The sequence below is a fragment of the Mesorhizobium amorphae CCNWGS0123 genome (assembly GCF_001686985.1).
Lineage (GTDB): Bacteria > Pseudomonadota > Alphaproteobacteria > Rhizobiales > Rhizobiaceae > Mesorhizobium > Mesorhizobium amorphae.
On sequence record NZ_CP015318.1, the window covers coordinates 2926585 to 2947813 of the forward strand.

The following is a 21229-nucleotide window of genomic DNA, read 5'->3' on the forward strand; positions in this document are numbered from 1 at the left end:
CGTCGACGGACATGGGGCATGCCGACGGGGCGTCGACAGTATCGGCATGCACCGCAAATCCTTGATTTTGCAGTCCGTCACGAGAGTTCGCCACGTTCGCGACCGGGCTTCCCGGAAAGGTTGACATCGTCCTTCGCGCGACGATTAATAGTGTGCAGGTAGTAACGGCAGTGCCTTGCAATCCCCGGGCTCTTCCAGGAAATATTCGGCCAACCCCACACCGTTGAGAAGCGAATACCGAAAATGCGATCGCTCGCCATGACAACCAAAAGGGGATCTCGGGCGCAACCCCATCGCCGTGCCGCATCCCTTGCGCCCCTCCTGGCCATCTGCTGTCAGGTTGCGCTTCTCGGAACCGCGAATGCGGCCGCCAAGGACAAAGCGCCTGCGGAGGCAGATGCCTCGGCCGCTGTTCCGTCCGCCTATGAGCTGAAAGTTCTTTACCAGAACCGCACCTGGGTCTGGAAGGATGGCGCGGCCTACTTTGCCAAGGACAACAGGCGCCTGCGGGCCTGGACCAGCCAGGACACCACATGGGTCGCGGAAGGCAGGTGGCTGGTCACAAAGGACGGCAAGATGTGCATGGAAGCCGCCTGGCGGTCCAAAGACTACGCCGGCGAGATTGGGCGCACATGTTTTAGCCACCGTATCAACGGCGGCAACATCGAGCAGCGCAAGGATCCGGATGGGCAGTGGTACAGCTTCAAACACTCTGCCGAAGAACCCAGCGACGAATACAAGAAATTCGAGCAAGGCGACACCAAGGGCGCTCAATTCGAAGAGACCCGCAAACTGGTCGATTCCAAGAGCTAGCCCCGGGCAGGAGCAAGTCATTGGATCAAGCATAGATCAGGCTCGCTGAGACTAAAGCCCTCACTCCAGCTCAGCGAGCCCACGCCCCGACAAGCTACATACTGGGACGACAACCAGCCTTGCGGGCTGGTATTTCTGACCGGCGCATTTCACGTGCCATGCGGCCCATAAGGCCGTGGCAAGTACCGGGAAAAACCATTGCAGTGACATCATCGGACTGCCTCCAGCCCGAAGAAGGGCGCGGCCGTCCTGACGATCGTATCGATGTCGGAAAGTTCCGGCACGAAGCCTAGATGTTCGCGTGCGTTGACCGGGTCGGCGTAGAGCTCGGCCGGATCCCCCGGTCGCTTGGTCCTGTAGACAGCCGGAACCGATTTCGAGGTCATGCGGCTGACCGCCTGCAGGATCTCCTTGATCGACACGCCCCGGCCGGTGCCGAGATTGACCGACAGGTTTTCGCCGCCGGCCTCGAGATGCATGAGCGCCTTGAGATGCGCGCGGGCGAGGTCGCTGACATGGATGTAGTCGCGCACGCAGGTGCCGTCCGACGTGTCGTAGTCGGTGCCGAAAACCTCGATCTCGTCGATCATCCCGGACGCGGCCATCAGCACCCTGGGAACGAGGTGGGTTTCGGGCGAGTGCCACTCGCCGAGCTCTCCGTCGGGATCGGCGCCGCAGGCGTTGAAGTAGCGCAGGATCGCGTATTTCATTCCGTAGGCCACCGCGTAATCGCCGATGATCTGCTCGCCCATCAGCTTGGTCCGGCCATAGGGACTGATCGGATTTTGCGACGATGTTTCGCGCACCGGCAATGCTTCGGGCACGCCATAGGTTGCGCAGCTGCTCGAGAAGATGACGTTCTGGATGGAGCCTGCGCGCGCCGCGTCGAGCACGGCGATGGTGCCGGCCACGTTGGTCGAATAATATTCGGCCGGCTCGCGGACCGACTCGCCGACATAGGCGAGTGCCGCGAAGTGGATGATCGCCTTCGGCCGGTAGGTCGCGATCGCCTGGCGCAGCGCCTCGCCGTCGCGGATGTCACCGACGACGAGCGGGCCCCAGGCGACGGATTTCTCATTGCCGCGGCTGAGATCGTCGTAGACCACGGGCAGGTAACCGGCGGCCGATAGCAGCTTGCAGGTGTGGCTGCCGATGAAGCCGGCCCCACCGGTCACCAATATGGGGCGGCGTGTCATGACATGGCGGCCTCTTTGACAGGCCGGCTGCCGTAGAGTAGGGCGTCGAAATACTCCACCGTGTGCGCCAGGCCCTGGCTCAGGCTGACCTGCGGCTCCCAGCCGAGGTTCTGCCTGGCGAACGAAATGTCGGGCTTGCGCTGCCTGGGATCGTCGACCGGCAGCGGCCGGTGCACGATCCTCGAGCGGGAATTCGTGTAGTCGATGACCAGCCTGGCCAGTTCCATGACGGTGAATTCGACCGGATTGCCGAGATTGACCGGATGCGCTGGCGCATTGGGGGCATTCATCAGCCGGATGAAGCCTTGGATCAGATCGTCCGCATAGCAGAACGAGCGCGTCTGCAGGCCGCTGCCGTAGACGGTCAGGTCCTCGCCGCGCAATGCCTGGACGATGAAATTCGACACCACGCGGCCGTCATCGGGCTGCATGCGGCGGCCATAGGTGTTGAAGATGCGCGCGACGCGCACATCGATGCCGTAGGTCCGCGAATAGTCGAAGAACAGGGTTTCGGCCGAGCGCTTGCCTTCGTCGTAGCAGGATCGCGGGCCGTGCGTGTTGACGTTGCCGAAATAACCTTCGGGCTGCGGATGCACCAGCGGGTCGCCATAGACCTCGGAGGTGGACGCCTGGAATATCTTGGCGTTGTGCCGCCGGGCAAGTTCCAGGAGGTTCATCGAACCGAGCACGCTCGTCTTGAACGTGTGGATCGGGTCGGCCTGGTAATGCGGCGGCGAAGCCGGGCAGGCGAGGTTGTAGATTTCGTCGACCGGGAGGTCGCGGGGCAGCGGATCGATGATGTCGTGCTCGATGCACAGGAAGCCCGGATCGCGCTGCAGGACGTTGAGATTGTATCGCTTGCCGGTGTGGAAATTGTCCACCGCGATGACTTCGTAGCCATCGCGCAGCAGTCGCTCGCACAGATGCGAGCCTAGAAATCCTGCGCCTCCGGCGACCAGAGCGCGGCCGCGATTGAAACTGCCGCCCCGCCGGCCGGTTCCCACACCGGGCTTCAGAACCTTGATCACTTTACTCATGGCATCCCCCTTGAGCGCCGCAAAACGCTACCCCCGAGGCCGGGACAAAGCTTCGCCCGGCCACGTCCCAAAGAACGTGGCGAAAACCTCCGCTCGCGCGGAATCGCCATCAATGATGTGCGTAAATAGCCTGAGTTAGCGGAGATCGTGCCGCACGGCTTATTGGCTGCCGCTCAGCATTCAATACCCCTGATCGCGACCGCGCGTCTGGTTGCCACCATCGCCGATTGCTCGCCCAAATTGCACACCCAACGCATATGAAAATATACCTGTGGACAACATAGTCAACTAAATTAGAGATTCGTTAACCGTATTCATTGGCGAGTGGTTAATCATGGGCGAGGTCGACCGTCTCTCCTCGGTGCAAGCATCGCATTGGCAGGGACCTGGAAGACGGAAGTGATTGGTGCTCATTTGCCAGGCTTGCAAAGCAGCGCCTGAAAGTTCGCCGGGGGAAGTCAAGGTTTGGTGACTCTCGCGCATGGAAGAGCTTACAGACACGCCCCCGGTGGTCCGCGATCTGCTTGGGTAATGATAAAATCTTAAATATTCGCGGCCGGGGCCTGGCTCTGGACCCGCAGGAAGCAGTGCGATTGCTGACCGAAACCGCTCGGGCTGCAAATATGCGTGGCGGCTCCGAGGTAGGGGTTCATGCGCACTTGGTTCAATCACATGCGGGGCCATACCCCGGATCATTGGGCAGGCGCTGACACATTCCGTTATGCCGAGGTCGGCTATTTTAGCGATGGCTGTTTGATCGAAATGCAACGTCTACGCGATCCGGCCGTCACAAAAAACAGGCATGGCCCGCCGTTGGCGGACCATGCCTGACGTCTCCTGGTGACAGCGATCTTTGCCGCCGGCGGGATCTATTCCCCGCCCATTTCCTTCTTAAACGTGTCGAAATCGACCTGCATGCCGTTGAAGACCGTGCTCCAGTGGCGGGTCAGCGCGGCCATGGCTACGGCTTCCTGGATTTCCTCGTCGGTGGCGCCGGCGCGCTTGGCGTCCTGCGTGTCCGACCAGATGCAGTAACTGCACGGGATCTGCGCCGCCACGGCGAGCGAGATCAGCGACTTGACCTTTGGCGGCAGCGCCGTCTTGTCGCTGAGCTGGATGGCCTTGACCTCCGCCCATGCGCCGGGCAGACCGGCGTTCGGGAACTGCTTCAGGAAACTCGGCACGCCGCCCATGGTCGACTGGATGTCCTTGATGGCAGCGTCATAGTCGTCGGCCTGGGCAGGTGCGGCGGCCAGCGTCAGGGTGAGTGCGCAGGCAGCGGCAAGCACGGATGCGGACGCATAGCGAAGGCAGGAATGCGCGGATGAAACTATGAGACAGGCAGACATGGTTTTCTCCTCTGGTGTTTGTTAGCCTTACGATGTAAGGTAATGCGGAAAATGAACCTTACAGTGTAAGTTGTCAAGCGGCGCCATGGACTCGTCGATCAAGAAAGAGCGACCACGCGGGCGGCTGTCCCGCGAGATGATCGAGGATGCGGCATTCGAGGTCATCGAGAGGGAGGGCCTTGCCGGCTTTTCGATGCGCAAGCTGGCGGCCGACCTCGGCTGCGAGGCGATGAGCATCTATCACCACTTTCCGTCGCAGGCGCATCTGCACGAAGCCTTGGTCGACCGGCTGATCGGCTCGCTCGAAATGCCCGACGCCGGTCTGCCCTGGCGGCAAAGAATGCACATCGCCATGCACGACTTCCGCCGCATCGGCCGCGAGCATCCGGCCTTCGCGCCGTTCCTGGTCACCTACCGCATGAATTCGCCGACTTGCCTTACCTGGCTGAGCGACATCCTCGGTCTGTTCGAGGCCGGAGGCTTCGGCCCCGAACTGAGCGCACGGCTGTTCCGCACTGTCGGCTACTATCTGATGGGTGCGATCCTCGATGAGACCGCTGGCTATGCCAAGGGCCCGTCGGCGGCCACCACCGTCAGCGACGAACAACTGGCGCGGGATTTCCCGAATGTTGCCGCCGCCGGGCGCTATTTCGGCGCCGCCGAATTCGACCGGACATTCGACCTCGGCCTCGATATGCTGCTCGACGAGATGGAGCGCGCCCTTGGCGGCGCCAATTCGAGGTAGCCTGGCGCATGCGCTTTCTGTTTGTTCTGATCCTGCTCGCCGGAGCCGCCATCGGCGTTGCCTATCCCTGGGCGATGAGCAACTTCTCCGGCCATGAGATCGGCACCTGGCGGGTCTATGAGAAGGGCCAGTTCAGGCCGGTGACAGTGCCGCTTGCCGCAAGCGACGCGCCGGTCAGGGTGCTGGTCGACCTGACCGCCAGGGCCGAGCGCATCGTCTCGCAGCAGCGCACCGTGCTGACGCTGACCGCCGCAACCGGCGGCCGCACGGCACTCGCCTCGACGCTGCAGTTCAACCACACCGACAATCCGCGCCAGCCCAGCCCGCAATCGCCGGACAAGATCTTTCGCGACGAGGCGGGCGTGATCGAGACGGTCAGCCCTGGCGCCTATCTGTTCACCGTCGGCCTTGGCGATGCCGAGAACATTCCGATACGCGCCGTCGACCTCGTGCTGCGCGCCGGCACCGGCGAGATCGACGAAAGGGCAAGGCCGGTCGGCTTCTCGCTGATGGCGGCCGGCCTGATCGGGCTGGTGCTGGCGATGGTCTTTGGTCGTGGCGGCGGCCGGCCGGAGAACCCGAACTCGCAGCCGCCACCGCCGCGCTGGGGCAGGGGCTCGAAGTGAACTACCGCCACGCCTACCATGCCGGCAACTTCGCCGACGTCGTCAAGCATGTCGTGCTGACGCGGCTGCTCGAATATCTCAAGCAGAAGGACAAGGCGTTCCGCGTCATCGACACCCATGCCGGCATCGGCCGCTACGATCTGTCGTCGACGGAGGCGCAGAAGACCGGCGAATGGCAGGGCGGCATTGGCCGGCTGGTCGGCGCAAACCTGGATGCCAAGGCGGCCACCCTACTGGCGCCCTATCTGGAGGCCGTTCGCGCGCTCAACCCCGATGGCGGCCCGGATGGCGGCTTGAAAAAATATCCGGGCTCGCCGCTGATCGCCAGGCATCTGCTGCGCAAGCAGGACCGGCTGACGGCGATCGAATTGCATCCCGACGATGCGAACCGGCTCAAAGCGGTCTTCGCCAGCGATTTTCAGGCGAGGGTGATCGAGCTCGACGGCTGGCTGGCGCTCGGCGCGCATTTGCCGCCGAAGGAAAAGCGCGGCCTGGTGCTGATCGATCCGCCATTCGAGGAGGCGGGCGAATTCGACCGTCTGGTCGACGGGTTGGTCAAGGCCCACAAGCGCTGGCCGGGCGGCATCTATGCGCTGTGGTATCCGATCAAGGACCGCAAGGCGGTCATCGCCTTCAGGAAGGCGCTCAAGCAGACAGGCATCCCCAAGCTGCTCGACATAGAATTCGAGATCAGGCCGGCCTCGTCGGAGCCCAGCCTCGACGGCAGCGGCATGCTGGTGGTCAACCCGCCCTTTACGCTTGAGGGCGAGTTGCGTCTTCTGCTGCCGACCCTGCACAGATTGCTCGTGGTCGGGCGACCGGCGGACTGGTCGCTGCGCTGGCTCGCTGGGGAAGCGGGGTAAAGGCGGCAGCGGTTTCCCACCTTGCGAAGCCATCTCTGGCGGATGGCGAGCTCGATGCTGGAAACCATCATCATCACAACCGCTTGACCGCCGACCGGCGAATCCGCACAGTGCGCGCAATCGACCTTGAGAGGCTGTCATGACTCGCTTCGCCAAATCCGCCCTTGCCGCACTGATTTCGCTTTGCACGCCGCTCGCCACCTCGCTCGGCTTCACCCAGGCGGCACACGCCGCCGATCTTTCCGTCTATTCCGACGAGGACGGTGGAGTATGCGGCGAGGCCTGGGTGCTGAACAAGATCACCAGCCGCTTTTCCTACCAGGTGCGCCACGTGCCGCATCTGCCGGATGTCGCGATCACCGATTTCCGCCGCATCCACCAGCACCGCTATCTGCCGGCCAGCGAACAATGGCCGATTGGCCGCCGCTATTGCGGCGCCACGGTCGCCCTGTCGGACGGCCACGACCGCACCATCTGGTACCTGATTGAGGAAGGGCAAGGTTTCGCCTCGATTGGCGACAATGTCGAATTCTGCGTCGCGGGCTTCGACCGCTGGATGGTCTACAACGGCCGCTGCCGCGTCCTGCGCTGAACGCAGCTTTCCGATCCCGGACATATTCGCGCCTGCGGCCAGAAATAGGTCGCAGCGCTCCGGTGTTACATGTTGCCGGCAGCAGCCCTGTCGAAGATCCTGATTTTCCTTCTATCGCCGGCCGGCAAATCGGCTAGTCTGAACGCCCGAGAGCAACAGCCACTTTCGGGTACCTTCATGGATCTTGCGACCCTCCTTGCTTTTGCGGCCGCCTTCTTCGTGTTCGCCGCCAGCCCCGGCCCTGACAATATGACGATCGTCGCCCGCACGATCTCCGGCGGCGCGGCATCGGGCATCGCCTATGGTGCCGGAACTGTGGTCGGCATCCTCATATTTCTGCTGCTCGCCGCCTTCGGCCTGTCGATCATCGCCGCCAAGATGGCGGTGGTCATGACAGTGCTTCGCTATGGTGGAGCGGCCTACCTGATCTGGATGGGCGTCAGGCTGTGGACGGCGGTCCCCGTGGTGCCGGAACTGCAGCCCGTTTCGGGCGGGCGCGGGTTGTTGACGATCTTCGCCACAGGCATTGCCCTCAACCTCGGCAATCCCAAGATGCCGCTGTTCTACGTGGCGCTGCTGCCGAATGTGGTAGGCGCATCGCTCACCCCCGGACACGTCGGCCTGCTGATGGCGGTGATCCTGGCCGTCGAGGTGGTGGTGATCGGCGGCCACGTCATCCTTGCCGGCCGCGCCCGCAGCCTGTTGCGCACGCCCAGGATCGTGCGCCGCGTGAACCGGGCGGCGGGCGGCGTGATGATCGGCGTCGGCGTCGCCGTGGTCGCCACACGCTGAGGTCCGCTGCGGACGAGCGTGCTGACCACCAACGCTAGCGCCGCCCCTCATCCGCCTGCCGGCACCTTCTCCCCTATAGTGACGGGGAGAAGGGGGCTGGCCGCGAAGTTGGCGCTTATCCTGCAACACTGGCGATTGGCGAAATCCGTGACGAGCGTCCTTCTCCGTTCACGGGGAGAAGATGGCGGCAGCCAGATGAGGGGCGGCGCTGACCTCTACCCGTTGACAAGAGCCGTCATCATCTTCTAAAAAGAGACAGACCTGTCTCATCACATGGCGCCATCATGACCCCTTCACCATCCTCGGGCAAACGCCAGCATGTCGTCGAGACGGCCTATACGCTGTTCAAGCAGGGCGGTTTCCACGCCACCGGCATCGACCGGATCATCGCCGAGGCAGACATCGCCAAGATGACGATGTACCGCCACTTTCCCAGCAAGGACGAGCTGATCGTCGAGGTGCTGGATTATCGCACCGGGCGTTTCGACCGTCAGCTCGACCGGCTCGAGCAAGAGGGCATCACAGCCGAACAGAAGATTGAAAGGATCTTCGATTGGCATGAGCGCTGGTTTCGCAGCGCCGACTTCCATGGCTGCCTGTTCGCGCATGCGCTGGCCGAATTCGGCGATCCCGGGCATCCGGTGTTCAAGGCAGTTGCCAGGCAGAAGAACGGCCTGAGATCGCGCATGCAGGCAATCCTCGAGGATGTGATGCCGCCCGACCGTGCCGCAGGCGCGGCCGCCGCCTTGCTGATGCTGATCGAGGGCGCCACACTGATGGCGCAGATGGGGCAGCCGGCCATCGGCAATGCCCGCAAGGCTGCGGCAGCCATCATCGCCGCTGCGAGCGGCCCGCTATGAGCGCGACCGTCGTCGGGCTGGCGCTGTTCGCGGCCATCCTGCATGCCAGCTGGAACGCCTTCCTGCGCACCGGGGCCGACCGGCTGTGGACGGTCACCGTCATGAGCTTTTCCAGCACGCTGGTCGCCATCCCCTTCGCCCTCTCCCACGCCCTTCCGGTGGCGGCTGCCTGGCCCTATGTCGTGCTCTCGGCGTGCCTCCAGGTCGGCTACAGCGTGTTCCTGGTCGCCGCCTACAGATATGGCGAACTTGGTCAGGTCTATCCGATCGTCCGCGGCAGCGTGCCGCTGCTCGTTGCGCTCGGCGGTTTCTTTCTTGCCGGCCAGCATCTGACCATGCCGGAGATCGTCGGCGTCGCGCTTGTTGCCGGCGGCATCATGGGGCTTTCGCTGGGCAGGGGGAGGGCGTCGACGACATCGATCCTCTATGCGCTGGCGACCGGAGCGATCATCGCCGCCTACGCGACGGTCGACGCGATCGGCGTTCGCGCGGCGCAAGACAGCGGTGCCTACACGGCATGGGTGCTGGTGTTCTACGGCGCCTTGCTGCCGGCGACCTTCACCGCCATGCGCGGCAGGCTCGCTGTCGACCTCGGCGCGCCGGAAACCTGGAAGGCGCTGGGCGGCGGTCTGTTCGCGCTGCTGGCCTATGGCGTCGTGGTTGCCGCCTTTGCGCTGGGGCCGGCCGGACCGATCACGGCGATCCGCGAAACCAGCGTCGTCTTCGCCGCCTTCATCGGGCGGCTGTTCCTTGGCGAGATGCTCACGCCAAGGCGCGTTGGCGCCTGCGCCGTCGTCGCCCTCGGAGCCATATGCCTCGGCTACCGGCCGTGACGCTGCCTCACCGCGGCGCGGCTCTGTGCTGTCCGGACAGGTAAGCGCAGATCAGATCGACGAGTTGCTTCTGCAATTCCGGCGCCTCCAGCATGCCGCGTCGCGCCGCATTGTGGATCACGCCCTCGACCGCGGAGGAAAGCACGCGCGCCACCGTCTCGGTGTCTTTCGTGCGTCTGCGATACTGCGCCACGGCCGCCGCGTAGTGTTCGAGATAGCGCGACTGGAAAGCGGCATGCGCGGCCCTTGAGCCGCGATCGCCTGGCGCTTCGTCGAGCAGCACCTGGTGCAGGGTCGGATGGATGCTGTGCGCCGCGATCATGCCGCGCGTGAGTTCGCGCGCGAATTGCCGGAGCGGTTTCTCGTCGCCTGCCGCATCGCTGATAACGGCGAGGACCTGATCGAAGTGCCGGCGCCGGATCGCCTCGACCAGTGAAAGCTTGTCGGGGAAATACTGGTAGAGCGAGCCGATGCTGGCACCGGCCGCCTCGGCCACCTTGTTGGTGGTGAAGCCGGCCCATCCGAGATCGCTCAGAACGCGAGCACCCGCCTCGATGATCGCCTCGACGGTTGCCCTGGAACGCGCCTGGCTCGGCTCCTTGCGCATGCGCGAGCGCGGCTTTGCAATGCGAGTAGACATGCCGGCTCCCTCTCCGCAAGAATATAAACAACATACTCACATTTTCTGGAAAGGGATATCGATCATGAGTGCCCTGGTCTTGCTTCGCAGCCTCTTCACCTATCAGGCCTGGGCCAATGACGAGTTGCTGGAGAAGCTCGCGAGCCTCGACTCACATGCACACGGCAAGGAACGCCACGCCGCGATCCGTCTCCTCAATCACAACCTCGTCGTGTCAAAAATATTTGCGGCGCATCTCACCGGCGTGCGTCACGGCTACAGCGCCGACAACACCGAGGACACGCCCGCGCTCGACGCGCTACGCACCGATGTCGCGGCAGTGGATCGCTGGTATCTGGACTATCTGGAAACCGTCGCGCCGGACCATCTGTCCGAGCCCGTGCCGTTCGTCTTCACCGACGGCGACATCGATGTCGCGCCAGGAGATGCTGACCCATGTCATCATCCATGGCGGCTACCATCGCGGCGAGATCGGGCGCCTGCTCTCGCAGATTTCCATCGCACCGCCATGGGACACGTTCGCCGTTCATCTCCACCAGACCGAGCCTTCGCGCCGCCTGCAGGCGGTGATAGAGCCACTAAGCGTTTGATCGTAATAGAAGTTTCGGCCTGACGATGTCGGCTTGAATGCATTCTTTCGCGTGCGCCATGATCTCCAGAAAATGCGAGCATAAAGCTCGCTTTTAATTTCATGCCGCAAGATGATGCGACGTCGCGGCTGTCGTGTTGCTATCCTCTACAGCCTTCGTCGTCGCACTGGACAAGACGAAGCGAGCGATCCGGAAACTCTTCATTATCTTCGCAACGCGCAGTCGATGTCTGCGCTCGAAACGGTGCGAAAAATCCTGCGCGCATCGACAAGATCGACCAAGATAGAGCGTGAAGAATTTCCCGCGTAGAACTTCGTTGCGAGATCAAAGATGGGTAGTGAAATTCTTCGACGGTCAGCACGTTCGCATTGCGCTCGTAACCGAAATTTAATCTGCTAAAATCAATGTAATGCTTCGCTGGCTAGACACGCGCGAGTCAGATAAGCATGACGCGCCGGGTCACTAACGGCCATCGGCAACAACGCAAGGGGCATCGCATGGCTAAGCAGTCATCCAAAGCGCCGGCATCCAAGGCACCGGCAAAGAAAGCACCAGTAAAAGCAGCAGCGGCGAAGGCCGCCACTGCAGTGAAGAAAGCAGCACCCGCTGCCAAGCCGAAGGCGGCAGCGCCCAAGGCAAAAGCAGCACCGGCAAAGAAGCCGGCTGCAAAGGCTGCGGCGAAACCCGCAGTGAAGAAGGCAGCACCGGCCAAGGCCAAGGCTGCACCGGCGAAGAAGGCAGCACCTGCCAAGAAGCCGGCTGCAAAGGCTGCGGCAAAACCTGCGGCGAAGAAAGCAGCGCCAGCCAAGGCTCCGGTCAAGGCAGCCGCGGCGAAGTCTTCGGCACCGGTGAAGAAGGCAGCGCCTGCCAAGAAGGCGCCTGCGAAGGCCGCGAAGAAGTAATCGCGTTTCTTCGCGCGCCGGGGACAGTACCGGGACATGAGGGCGGGTGCCTTGGATGCACCGCGCTCTCCGCACCGGTGTTGAGGCGCACGAAAAGAGGGGCGGACGTAGATATCTTTCGCAGCTCCCAGGACTTCGCCCCACGGCGAAGTCCGGTGGGGCTTTTTTGTTGCCGTGAAGGACGCGCAAGAAGGGCCGGCTACCTCGGCATGGCGAGAGCCTTTTCAAGCACGTGTAGTGCCTCGGTTGGCATTTTCTTCCTCACGCCACTCTGGCAGTCCGGCAACCATTATGCGCTCGATGCGCCTTTCGATTTTCGAAACCATCTCCGCGCCCAATTGCTCGCGCTTTGCAAAAGCAAGGTTGTTGCGTTGAATCGCAAGCGATTTACGCCAGATCTCCTCAGACTGGTATTTGGTTTCCACGTGACGACCTCATGCTTTCCGCTAGGCATATAAGGAGTTCGGCCCGGATCGCGACAAGCGCGCGCTCAAATTTCAAACTGAGATACTAACCAAGCACGGTATTGCGGCCGGCAGCCTTGACGGCGAACGCGAGATCTAGCCCACAACCTTCACCACTAACACGTTCGTGTAGACGCCCATGTGCTCTCGCTCGCCGAAGCCGATCTCTGGCGGCTGGTTTTTTCCTTTCTGGCTGTTGCGTGGGCGAGGGCGCCCGGTCAACAGTGCCGGTCCGCAAACAGGGAACCGATCATGCCGAAGCTGCTCTACGCGTCCACGTCCCCCTATAGCTCCAAGGTGCGCATGGCGGCACTCTATGCCGGCATCGCTGTCGATCTCGTGCCTGTGAAGACCGAGGACAAGCCGGCCGAGCTGATATCAGCCAATCCGCTCGGCAAGATCCCGGTGCTGGTGCTCGACGATGGCCGCTCGATCCATGACAGCCGTGCCATCACCCAGCACCTCAACCGGCTGTCGAAGAGCGCGCTGTTTCCTCGCAACCCCGACAAGCGGCTCGAGGCCGAGGTGCTGGAGGCCATGGCCGACGGCATCTGCGATTGCGCACTGTCGATGGTCTATGAGCGGCGCACGCGGCCGGAGGAGATGGTCTATCAGCCCTGGCTCGACCGCCAGTGGGCAAAGATCACCGCAGCCCTCGACCTGCTCAACGCCAACCCGCCGAAACTGCCGAAGAAGATCACCGCCGGCCAGATGGCGCTGCGCGCCTGCCTCGGCTATCTCGCGCTGCGCTTTGCCGGCAAATGGGAAAAGGGTCGCGGCCGGCTGACCCGCTGGGCGGCGCGCTTTGACGAGAAGTTCCCGGAGCTGAAGGGCGCGGTGCCGGGGTAGAAGCTGCGCATCTCCCCCACGAGGGGGGAGATCGGCAGCTTGGCCGCCGCGCTCCACTTCCATATTGACCGCATTCATGCTTGCCTGTCGCTTGCAAATCGCACACGGGCGGTGAGCATGCCGAGATCAGTCACCACGACCAGCAGCACAGCGGATCCCATGCTCGAGCGTCTGCGCGCCGCGCTTGGCCAGCGCGCCTTCACTGAGCAGAAGATGTTCGGCGGCACCTGCTTTCTCGTCAACGGAAACATGCTCGTCGGAACCTCGAAGCGCGGGCTGCTGGTCCGCGTCGGCAAGGCCGCGCATGAAGCGGCGGTCGCACGTCCGCATGCACGCCCCATGGAAATGGGCGGGCGTTCGATGGAAGGCTACGTCCATGTCGCGCCGGAGGGCACAGCGACAAAAGCCGATCTTGGCGGCTGGGTCGATCTCGCGCTGGCATTCGTCGGCACGCTTCCACCAAAATCGAAACCCGCCAAGGTCGCAAACAAGCGCGCCTGAACGGATGGCGCAGCGCACTCTGGGTTCCGCCAGGTCAATGTTGCCGAGGGGCGCACGGCGAGGAGAGGGTGCGATGGTCCATCTTACGGGAAATTGCATGTGCGGGGCAGTCGCCTGGACCTACTCCGGGGCCTTGACGCGCAACCTGGTCTGTCACTGCGCCGATTGCCAGCGCGCCACGTCCTCCCCCGTCACGGCCTTCCTGGGCATGAAGCCGGAGCATCTGAACTGGACCGGCGAAATTGTGCATTACGAGAGCACCCCAGGAACATTTCGGGGATTTTGCTCGTCCTGCGGCACAAGGCTCTATTTCCGCTCCCGGAAATGGCCTTTGGAAATTCACGTCCACGCCGCCACGATGACCGACCCGGGCGAATACCAACCAGACGCGCAGGTCTTCATGCGCTCGCGGGTGAAATGGCTCGACCGACTGCAGTCGCTTCCCGCTCATCAGGGTTTTCAGCAAGCTCCGTCGAATTCTGCCGATACGCCCTGAGGTCGGAGCGAACGCGCGCCTGCCTGAACGGACAAGTTTGTTGCCCGCTCGTACAAAGTTCTCGAAACCGGCAAGCTCTTGGGCTAGAAAGGTTTTTAAGAATGGCGGCGTGAACCCTTTGTAATGAACATTACCGACGACGACAGCCCGAATGGCGCACGCAACGCCATGTTCACGCCGCCTGGGGATGGCGCCGGCGCGGAGCGGGCAGGGCGGCCGCGCAAGGCGCTGCTGTCGTCCTCGATGGTCGGCTCGACCAATCGCGGCCGCGTGCTTCAGACCCTGTTCGATCTCGGTCCGACCAGTCGCGCCGATCTGGCGCGGCTGGCCGGCGTCAACCGCACCACCATCTCCGGCATCGTGCAGCCGCTGATCGACGACCAGGTGCTGGTCGAAAGCGATCCGATCCCCGCCAATCCGGGCGGCGGCAAGCCGGCGCGGCCGCTGTGGTTCTCGCCCAAGGCGCGTCCGATCTGCGGCGTGCTGTTGATGCCGGACGCGGTGCATGCCTGCGTGTCGACGCTGGATGGCAAGATCGAGGCGGAGCGCAAGATGGCGCTGCCCGACGGCAGGGGGCCGGTCCAGCCGATCATCGAGACGATTGCTGAGTGTGTAGGCGACACGCTGGCCAAGGCGCGGCGCACGCCCTTCGGCATCGGCGTCGGCGTCGGCGGCATGGTCGACACCGATCGCGGCTCGATCGTCACCGTCAACCTGGCGCCCGCGCTCGACCGCTATCCGCTGGCCGACGAGCTTGGCCGCCGCTTCGGCCTGCCGGTCAAGCTCGACCACCATCCGCGCGCGCTGCTGCTCGGCGACCGCTGGTTCGGCGCCGGGCGCGGCGTCAGGCAATTCGCCGTCGTCTTCACCGGCGAGGTGCTCGGCGGCGCGCTCTATTTCGACGGCCATCTCTATCGCGGCACGGCAGGGGCAGGAGGCGAACTCGGCCACACCTTCGTGCAGCTCGACGGCGAACTCTGCCGCTGCGGCCGGCGCGGCTGCTGGGACACGATCGCGACGCTGAGCTGGCTCAGGCGCGAAGCAGCCAGTGCGGGCCTGCCCGAACCCGAGCTGATCGACGCTGGCCGTCTCGTCGATATGGCCGCGCACCAGGTACCGGGCGCCGAGAAACTGCTCGACCGCTATGCCCGCAATGTCGCCGTCGGCATCGCCAACCTGCAGCAGACGGTGGCGCCCAACATCTTCATCCTGCATGGCGATGTCGTGCTTGGCGGCGACCGCCTGCTCGAAGCCATCGCCGCCCATGTCCGTGCCATGGTGCCGGCGCGGCCGGGAGGCAAGATCGAATTCATCGCCGGTGACGCGGGCGATGGCGCGGCATTGCTGGGTGCTGCGGGGTTGGTGATTTCGGAGCTTCTGCAACTGCCAATTTAGGGGGGCCGACGTCCCCTTCTCCCCTTGTGGGAGAAGGGGCCGAGCGAAGCTCGGTCGGACGAGGGGTGTTGGAAGGATCGCTGCGCCGAAGAATTAAACGCTTGAAAGCATGCTATTTTTCCACGCTGCGTTTCTTCGCGCACCCCTCATCCGTCTCGGCGCTGCGCGCCGATCCACCTTCTCCCTCAAGGGGAGAAGGGGAAGTCCGCGCTACCCCATCAGCCCCGGAAAACTCCCGAACCACGGCCGCATGCGCTCGAACCGCGCAGCCATGTTCAGCACGCTTTCGTCGGCATGGCGCCGCCCGATGATCTGCATCCCGACCGGCAGGCCCTGTGGCGTCAGCCCGGCCGGAACCGAGATCGCCGGGTGGCCGGTATAGTTGATCGGGTAGGTCATGCACCAGCCGATCAGCGGATCGACTGCCTCGCCATTGATCGAGGTCGGGCCGATCGTGTTGCCGTCGGTCGCGTTCTTCACCGGCGGAATGGCCAGCGTCGGCGAGACGATCAGGTCATGCGTTTCGAACAAATCCTCGAGCCCGTCGCTGACGCCGGTGCGTAGCAGGTCGTCGAGCGCGTGCTCGACCGCCGACACTTTGTAGGCGCCTTCCAGCATGGCCAGGAATTGCGGCGTCAGCACTGCTGCGTGTTCGCCCTTCAGGTCGATGCCTTCCTGCTTCCAGTAGACGGCGATCGCCGCATAGTGGATCGAGATCGTGCGCACCCAGAGCGCCGCCAACTCCTTGTGGTCGGCCTTGAAATCGGGCTCGACCTCATTGACCTCGACGCCGCCCTGCCGCATCGCCTCGACTGCGTCGGCAATGACGGCTGCTACGTGGCGGTCGACCGGAAAATTGCCGAGGCGCTGGCTGTAGGCGACGCGCAGCTTCCGCGCCGGCGCCTGCACGGCGCCGATATAGTCGACGCCGTCATCGGGCAGGCTTAGCGGGTCGCGGCTGTGCGGACCGGCCATCACCTTGGCCATCAGCGCGGCGTCGGCCACGGTACGCGTCAGCGGTCCGATATGGACCAGCGGATGCCCCCACAGGAAGCCGTCGGGACGGGTCACCGAAGGGATGCGGCCGAAGGACGGCTTGAAGCCGACGCAGCCGCTGAACGAGGCGGGGATGCGCACCGACCCGCCGCCGTCCGTGCCTTGCGCCAGCGCCGCCATGCCGTCGGCCACCGCCGCGGCACTGCCGCCCGACGAGCCGCCGGAATTGTAGCCGATCGCAAACGGCGTGCTGGTCGGACCGAAACGCAGATTGTCGGTGATGCCCTTGTGGCCGAACTCCGGCGTGTTGGTCTTGCCGAGCACGATGGCGCCGGCACCGAGCAGGCGCTCGACCGCAGCCGCGCTGGTCTTCGGCACCCGGTTCTTGACCGCCCGCGATGCCATCGATGTCGGCACGCCGGCGACGTCGTCGAGATCCTTGATGCCGACCGGCACGCCATGCAGGGGGCCGAGCGGACCGCCGGCCATCACCGCCTTTTCGGCGACGCGCGCGGCATCCATCGCCTTGTCGCCGAGCACCAGCGTGTAGGCGTTGACCACCGGGTTGCGCGCTTCGATGCGGCGCAGATACGCCTCGGTCACTTCGACAGGCGACAGGTCACGGCGGCGGATGCGCTCGGCCAGTTCCGTGGCCGGCAGGAAGCAAAGCTGCGTTTCTGCAGAAGTCATGAAGCCATTTCCGTCTATTTGATGAACACTGGATTTGCCGAGCCGCCGGTGCCCTTGCTGACCTTGGCGGGGCCTGCGCAGTAAAAACCTTCGTAGCGGCGGTCGGCGGCACAGTCGGCCGCCAGCGCATCGAGTGACGCCATCTCGGTGAAGACGACGCCGAGATTGCGCATCAGCGCCGCGTGCAGCACCAGCATCAGGCCGGTCTCGGGTTCGTAGGTCGTCTCGTTGGCCAGCGTGTCGGTGACCAGGCTGGGGATCTGCATCTCGTCGAACCAGCGCACCAGGTCGAGGCTGAAGGTCAGGCCGGGCTCCCAATAGTTTTCACCGACCGTCTGACTGCCCGCCGCCAGCGCACCGACCCAGCCGGTGCGGACAAGCAGGATGCTGCGCGGCAGGATCTCGACACCTTGCGCCCGCGCGCACTCCATCAGGTCCAGATGCGTGAAGGTCTCGGCGCGTTCGAGCGCCGGCTTGCCGCGGAAGCGGGCAATGTCGATGAGCACGCCGCGGCCGACGATACCACGCTCGGCGATCGGCATGATGCCGGCCCTGGTCATGCCGCCATTGGTGCTCGATGCCGGAAAGCCGTTCCACAGCGTGTCGTCGAACCACATGTGGCCGAGCGCATCGCAATGCGTGCCGGCCTGGGTGAAACCGTTGACGTAGTCGTCGGCGAATTCGAGGCCGCCGGGCAGGGGATGCCAGTGGCCGTTCTCGAAGCCGGCCTTGTCGGCGACCATGAAATGCTTGGCCGGCCAGCGGCCGGGAAACACCGCATCGCCATCATGGGTGGCGATTGGCACGCCGAGCGTGAAGGTGCGGCCGTGGCGCACGCTCGCCAGGCCGCGCTTGACCTCGTCGGCAGTGAGATAGTTGAGCGCGCCGATCTCGTCCTCGGCGCCCCAGTATCCCCAGCGGTTGGGCGCGTCGGCGAGCAGCCGGCGCAGCGTCATCGTGTCGGTCGCGCTCATGCGCCAGTCTCCGCGATTGCCGCTCGAGGCGTCATCGCCTCCCTGGCGCCGGTGATGTAGGCGACCACGTCCTCCATATTGGTGGCGGCGCTGGCGAGGTCGGCAACCTTGCGGCCGCGGCGCATCACCACCACCCGGTTGCACACCTGCCAGAGGTGATCGAGATTGTGCGTGACCATGACGATGGTCAGCCCCTGGGCGCCGAGCCGCCTGATCAAGTCGAGCACCTCGCGCGATTCGCGCACGCCAAGTGCGGCGGTCGGCTCGTCGAGCAGGAGCAATTTGTGGCCCCAGAAGGCGCCGCGCGCGATCGCCACCAGCTGGCGCTGGCCGCCTGACATGCGGTCGACCGGCTTGCTGCGCACGCCGGGGATGTCGATGTTGAGCTGCTCGAGGCCGCGTATCGCTGTGTCGCCCATCGACTTCCGGCGGATCCAGCGCAGCAGCGCCGGACCGCGGCCAAGTGCCAGCTCGCGCCCAAGGAAGAAGTTCTCGGCCGCGGTGAAGGTGCCGATCAGCGAAAGGTCCTGATAGACTGTCTCGATGCCGAGGCGTTGCGCCTCGGCCGGCGGCGACAGTTTCTGCGGCCGCCCTTCGAGGATCACCTCGCCGGAGGTCGGATCATGCGCACCGGCAAGGATCTTGATCAGCGTCGACTTGCCGGCACCATTGTCGCCGACCAGGCCGATGATGTCGCCCCTGGCGATGTCGAGCGAGACATTGTCGAGCGCCTGGATGCCGCCGAAGCTGCGGCAGATGTGGCGGAGCGAAAGCAGCGAAGCCTGGCCCATGGCTACCCCCGTCCGTAGCGGCGGCCGATGCCGCCGAGCGCCACCGCGACGACCAGCAGCGAGCCGGTGAACAGGAATTGGGTGAAGATCGGCGCACCGATCATGGCGAGCCCATTGTTGCCGACCGCGACCGTCAGCACGCCGATCAGCGTGCCCAGGATGTGGAACTGGCCTTCCCTGAGTGCCGCCGAGCCGAGAAAGGCGGCCGAGAACGAGGTCAGCATGAAGCTGTCGCCCGCCGTCACCTGTCCGGAGCCGAGATTGGAGGCCATCAGCACGCCGCCGATCGCGGCGCAGGTGCTGGCAATGGCGAAGGCGACGATACGGCTGCGGTCGACGGCGACGCCGGCGCGACGCGCCGATTCCGGGCTCACCCCGATCGCCTTGATGTGCTGGCCCTGCACTGTGCGGTTGAGGATCACCCACAGCAGCGCCAGCACCACGGCCATAATGATGACCAGATGCGGCACCCCGGCAATGCGGCCGATGGCGATGCCGGTGAATTCCCGGCTCTGCGTGAGCTGCAGCGGGATGCCACCGGAATAGGCGTAGTTCAGGCCGACGACGATGGTGCCGGTGCCTAGCGTGGCGATGAAGGCGTTCACGCCGATCTTGGAGACGACGATGCCGTTGACGATGCCGATCAGCGTGCCGAGGCCGACGACAAGCACGATGGCGAGCGGGATCGACAGGCCGCTATAGCTCAAGAGCCCGACCACGAGCAGTCCGCAGAAGCTCGCGACATAGCCGATGCTGAGGTCGAAATCGCCGGCCACCAGCGGCACAGTGAGGCCGGCCGCGACAATGGTGCCGATCGCCATGTCGTTGATGATGTTGCGGAAATTGCCGATGGTCGCAAAGGTGCCCGGCTGCAGCACCGAAAAGATCAACAGCATCGAGCCGAGCACGATGATGGTGCCGTAGGTGCCGAGCAGGCGCATCAGAAGCGCCCGCCGGTCGCGCGTGCCGGGAGGGAGATACCCGACCTGCGTGACCGGCGATGCGCCCTCCGCCGGAGCGGAGGTATCGGGCAGGGAATGGTCAGCGGACATGACAGCTCTGTTCATGATGGAATTCGGGTCCGGCTTGGCTTGCCCGGCCGGACCGTCAATCTGCAGCGTTTACTGCGGATTGTCCTTCATGAACTGGTCGACATTGTCCTTGGTGACCAGCGTGTAGCCGGGCACGAAGGATTTCGGCTGCCACTTGTCGCCGGCCGCCAGGATGTCGGGGATCTGGTCGACCAGCATCTTGCCGGCGGAGGTCAGGTCGACGCCGAGCGTCGCGGTCATCGTGCCGTCCTTGACCGCCTGCACGGCGGGCGCGGTGGCGTTGAACGAATAGACCTTCACGTCGCTGCGGCCGTTCTGTTTCAGCGCCGCGATGGCGCCCATGGCGTTGTCGTCATAGCAATTGAAGATCGCGAACGGCCCCTTGGCATTGGCGTTAGCGGCGAGCCATGCGCTGGTTGCGGCCTGCGAGGATTCGGCAGCACCCGGGATGCTGATCTCGTGCGAGGTCGCCTTGAGTCCCGGCTTGGCCTTCACCGCCGCATCGAAGGCATCGGCGCGCTCGCGGCACGGTATGCCGGGGTGATAGGTGAGGTCGAGCAAGGTGCCGGTGTCGCCGACATCCTTCAGCATCAGCTCGATCAGCGGCGGTGCGGCACCCGTGCTGGCCGAAAGCGCAATGCCGTCGGCCATGCCGCCGCCGGCCGAAAGCACCGGGATCTTCGCATCCGCCGCCGCCTGCAGACCGGCGGCAAGGCCGGTCGAATCGAAGACGGTGACGATGATGGCGTTCACCTTCTTGGTCGCCAGCTGCTTGATGCTGGTGATCGCCTGCGAGGGATCGCCATTGGCATTGAGCGTTTCCACCGTCCAGCCCTTGGACTGGGCCTCCTTGGTCATGGTGTCGACCATCTGGTTGGTGTCGACGTCGGAGGTCGAGAAGGTGACGATGCCGATCGTCAGCTTGTCATCGGCATGGGCAGCCGGCGCGAGACATGCCGCGACCAGCGCCGCGGCCGAAAGTTTCTGAAAGCGGTTCACGTTCCTATCCCCTGTTTGACCGAGTGTTCCGGCTCGCATCTCGACCGCACGGAGCCCCACGGGGCCTTGAGTGCGGTCGCCACAGATTAGGAATGTTTGTTCGTGCGAGCCACGTACTAACTATAGGCATAAGCCGCAGAGTGACGCAACGGCAAATTGGGGGCTTCCCTTCTCCCCTTGTGGG

At 64.2% G+C, this 21229-nt stretch carries 24 protein-coding genes; 13 read left to right on the forward strand and 11 right to left on the reverse strand.

The genetic code is table 11. The features are described 5' to 3' along the window. Positions 1-243 precede the first annotated feature (243 nt). Positions 244-813, forward strand: a complete 570-nt coding sequence (locus A6B35_RS13570) for a DUF995 domain-containing protein (protein ID WP_006202609.1) — start codon at positions 244-246, stop codon at positions 811-813. A 209-nt stretch (positions 814-1022) separates the two neighbouring features. On the opposite strand, the gene galE is transcribed toward A6B35_RS13570, so the two are convergent. The 3 genes from galE to A6B35_RS13585 form a co-directional block, all read right to left on the reverse strand. Then, entirely contained in the window at positions 1023-2009 is a 987-nt protein-coding gene (gene galE / locus A6B35_RS13575; protein WP_006202608.1) for a UDP-glucose 4-epimerase GalE, read from the reverse strand. After that, positions 2006-3046, reverse strand: a complete 1041-nt coding sequence (locus A6B35_RS13580) for a UDP-glucuronic acid decarboxylase family protein (protein ID WP_006202607.1) — start codon at positions 3044-3046, stop codon at positions 2006-2008. Before A6B35_RS13580 ends, galE begins: the two co-directional genes overlap by 4 nt. 869 nt (positions 3047-3915) lie before the next feature. Further along, positions 3916-4395: a carboxymuconolactone decarboxylase family protein gene (locus A6B35_RS13585; protein ID WP_006202606.1), complete on the reverse strand. Its 480-nt coding sequence runs from the start codon at positions 4393-4395 to the stop codon at positions 3916-3918. 85 nt (positions 4396-4480) lie between these two features. On the opposite strand from A6B35_RS13585, the gene A6B35_RS13590 reads away from it, so the two are divergent. The 7 genes from A6B35_RS13590 to A6B35_RS13620 all read left to right on the forward strand — a co-directional run bounded on the left by A6B35_RS13590 (position 4481) and on the right by A6B35_RS13620 (position 9706). Further along, positions 4481-5140, forward strand: coding sequence for a TetR/AcrR family transcriptional regulator (locus A6B35_RS13590; protein WP_040582878.1), 660 nt, complete (start codon positions 4481-4483; stop codon positions 5138-5140). Positions 5141-5148: 8 nt separating this feature from the next. Further along, on the forward strand, positions 5149-5766 hold the full coding sequence (locus A6B35_RS13595; RefSeq protein WP_006202604.1) for a hypothetical protein: 618 nt from the start codon (positions 5149-5151) through the stop codon (positions 5764-5766). Beyond that, a complete protein-coding gene (locus tag A6B35_RS13600; RefSeq protein WP_006202603.1) occupies positions 5763-6629 on the forward strand; it encodes a 23S rRNA (adenine(2030)-N(6))-methyltransferase RlmJ in 867 nt (288 codons plus the stop codon). The genes A6B35_RS13595 and A6B35_RS13600 overlap by 4 nt, the downstream gene beginning before the upstream one ends. Before the next feature lie 139 nt (positions 6630-6768). Continuing rightward, positions 6769-7221, forward strand: coding sequence for a hypothetical protein (locus A6B35_RS13605; protein WP_006202602.1), 453 nt, complete (start codon positions 6769-6771; stop codon positions 7219-7221). A gap of 177 nt (positions 7222-7398) precedes the next feature. Continuing rightward, positions 7399-8013, forward strand: coding sequence for a LysE family translocator (locus tag A6B35_RS13610; RefSeq protein ID WP_040582888.1), 615 nt, complete (start codon positions 7399-7401; stop codon positions 8011-8013). A gap of 284 nt (positions 8014-8297) precedes the next feature. Then, positions 8298-8873: a TetR/AcrR family transcriptional regulator gene (locus A6B35_RS13615; protein ID WP_006202599.1), complete on the forward strand. Its 576-nt coding sequence runs from the start codon at positions 8298-8300 to the stop codon at positions 8871-8873. Further along, a complete protein-coding gene (locus A6B35_RS13620; RefSeq protein ID WP_006202598.1) occupies positions 8870-9706 on the forward strand; it encodes a DMT family transporter in 837 nt (278 codons plus the stop codon). The genes A6B35_RS13615 and A6B35_RS13620 overlap by 4 nt, the downstream gene beginning before the upstream one ends. A gap of 7 nt (positions 9707-9713) precedes the next feature. Here A6B35_RS13620 and A6B35_RS13625 read toward each other — a convergent pair whose 3' ends face one another. Then, positions 9714-10313: a TetR/AcrR family transcriptional regulator gene (locus tag A6B35_RS13625; RefSeq protein WP_065518199.1), complete on the reverse strand. Its 600-nt coding sequence runs from the start codon at positions 10311-10313 to the stop codon at positions 9714-9716. 458 nt (positions 10314-10771) lie between these two features. Here A6B35_RS13625 and A6B35_RS37350 point away from each other — a divergent pair, with 458 nt between their 5' ends. Beyond that, positions 10772-10936 (forward strand): DinB family protein, encoded by a 165-nt coding sequence (locus tag A6B35_RS37350; RefSeq protein ID WP_342342497.1) that lies wholly within the window; start codon positions 10772-10774, stop codon positions 10934-10936. A 436-nt stretch (positions 10937-11372) separates the two neighbouring features. On the opposite strand, the gene A6B35_RS36435 is transcribed toward A6B35_RS37350, so the two are convergent. Next, a complete protein-coding gene (locus A6B35_RS36435) occupies positions 11373-11876 on the reverse strand; it encodes a hypothetical protein (RefSeq protein WP_193364556.1) in 504 nt (167 codons plus the stop codon). Positions 11877-12062: 186 nt separating this feature from the next. Next, positions 12063-12263 carry a hypothetical protein gene (locus A6B35_RS35515; protein ID WP_139032196.1) on the reverse strand — a complete coding sequence of 67 codons (201 nt, stop codon included), beginning with the start codon at positions 12261-12263 and terminating at the stop codon, positions 12063-12065. Positions 12264-12554: 291 nt separating this feature from the next. Between A6B35_RS35515 and A6B35_RS13640 the strand changes: the two genes are divergently transcribed. From A6B35_RS13640 to A6B35_RS13655, 4 genes are all read left to right on the forward strand, one after another. After that, positions 12555-13151, forward strand: a complete 597-nt coding sequence (locus A6B35_RS13640) for a glutathione S-transferase (protein WP_040582537.1) — start codon at positions 12555-12557, stop codon at positions 13149-13151. A 39-nt stretch (positions 13152-13190) separates the two neighbouring features. Continuing rightward, positions 13191-13652, forward strand: coding sequence for a TfoX/Sxy family protein (locus tag A6B35_RS13645; RefSeq protein ID WP_006201596.1), 462 nt, complete (start codon positions 13191-13193; stop codon positions 13650-13652). A gap of 73 nt (positions 13653-13725) precedes the next feature. Next, a complete protein-coding gene (locus tag A6B35_RS13650) occupies positions 13726-14148 on the forward strand; it encodes a GFA family protein (RefSeq protein ID WP_006201595.1) in 423 nt (140 codons plus the stop codon). A gap of 123 nt (positions 14149-14271) precedes the next feature. After that, positions 14272-15543, forward strand: a complete 1272-nt coding sequence (locus A6B35_RS13655; RefSeq protein ID WP_006201594.1) for an ROK family protein — start codon at positions 14272-14274, stop codon at positions 15541-15543. 210 nt (positions 15544-15753) lie between these two features. On the opposite strand, the gene A6B35_RS13660 is transcribed toward A6B35_RS13655, so the two are convergent. Genes A6B35_RS13660 through A6B35_RS13680 form a run of 5 tightly spaced genes read right to left on the reverse strand, consistent with a single transcriptional unit; the run spans position 15754 to position 21045 of the window. After that, the gene (locus A6B35_RS13660) at positions 15754-17229 is read right to left on the reverse strand and encodes an amidase (protein ID WP_006201593.1); all 1476 of its coding nucleotides are present in this window, start codon (positions 17227-17229) and stop codon (positions 15754-15756) included. Between the two features lie 14 nt (positions 17230-17243). Continuing rightward, entirely contained in the window at positions 17244-18203 is a 960-nt protein-coding gene (locus A6B35_RS13665; RefSeq protein ID WP_006201592.1) for a cyclase family protein, read from the reverse strand. Then, a complete protein-coding gene (locus tag A6B35_RS13670) occupies positions 18200-18994 on the reverse strand; it encodes an ATP-binding cassette domain-containing protein (protein WP_006201591.1) in 795 nt (264 codons plus the stop codon). Before A6B35_RS13670 ends, A6B35_RS13665 begins: the two co-directional genes overlap by 4 nt. A gap of 2 nt (positions 18995-18996) precedes the next feature. Next, positions 18997-20061 (reverse strand): ABC transporter permease, encoded by a 1065-nt coding sequence (locus A6B35_RS13675; protein ID WP_244425911.1) that lies wholly within the window; start codon positions 20059-20061, stop codon positions 18997-18999. Between the two features lie 54 nt (positions 20062-20115). Next, entirely contained in the window at positions 20116-21045 is a 930-nt protein-coding gene (locus A6B35_RS13680) for a sugar ABC transporter substrate-binding protein (protein ID WP_006201589.1), read from the reverse strand. Positions 21046-21229 lie beyond the last annotated feature (184 nt).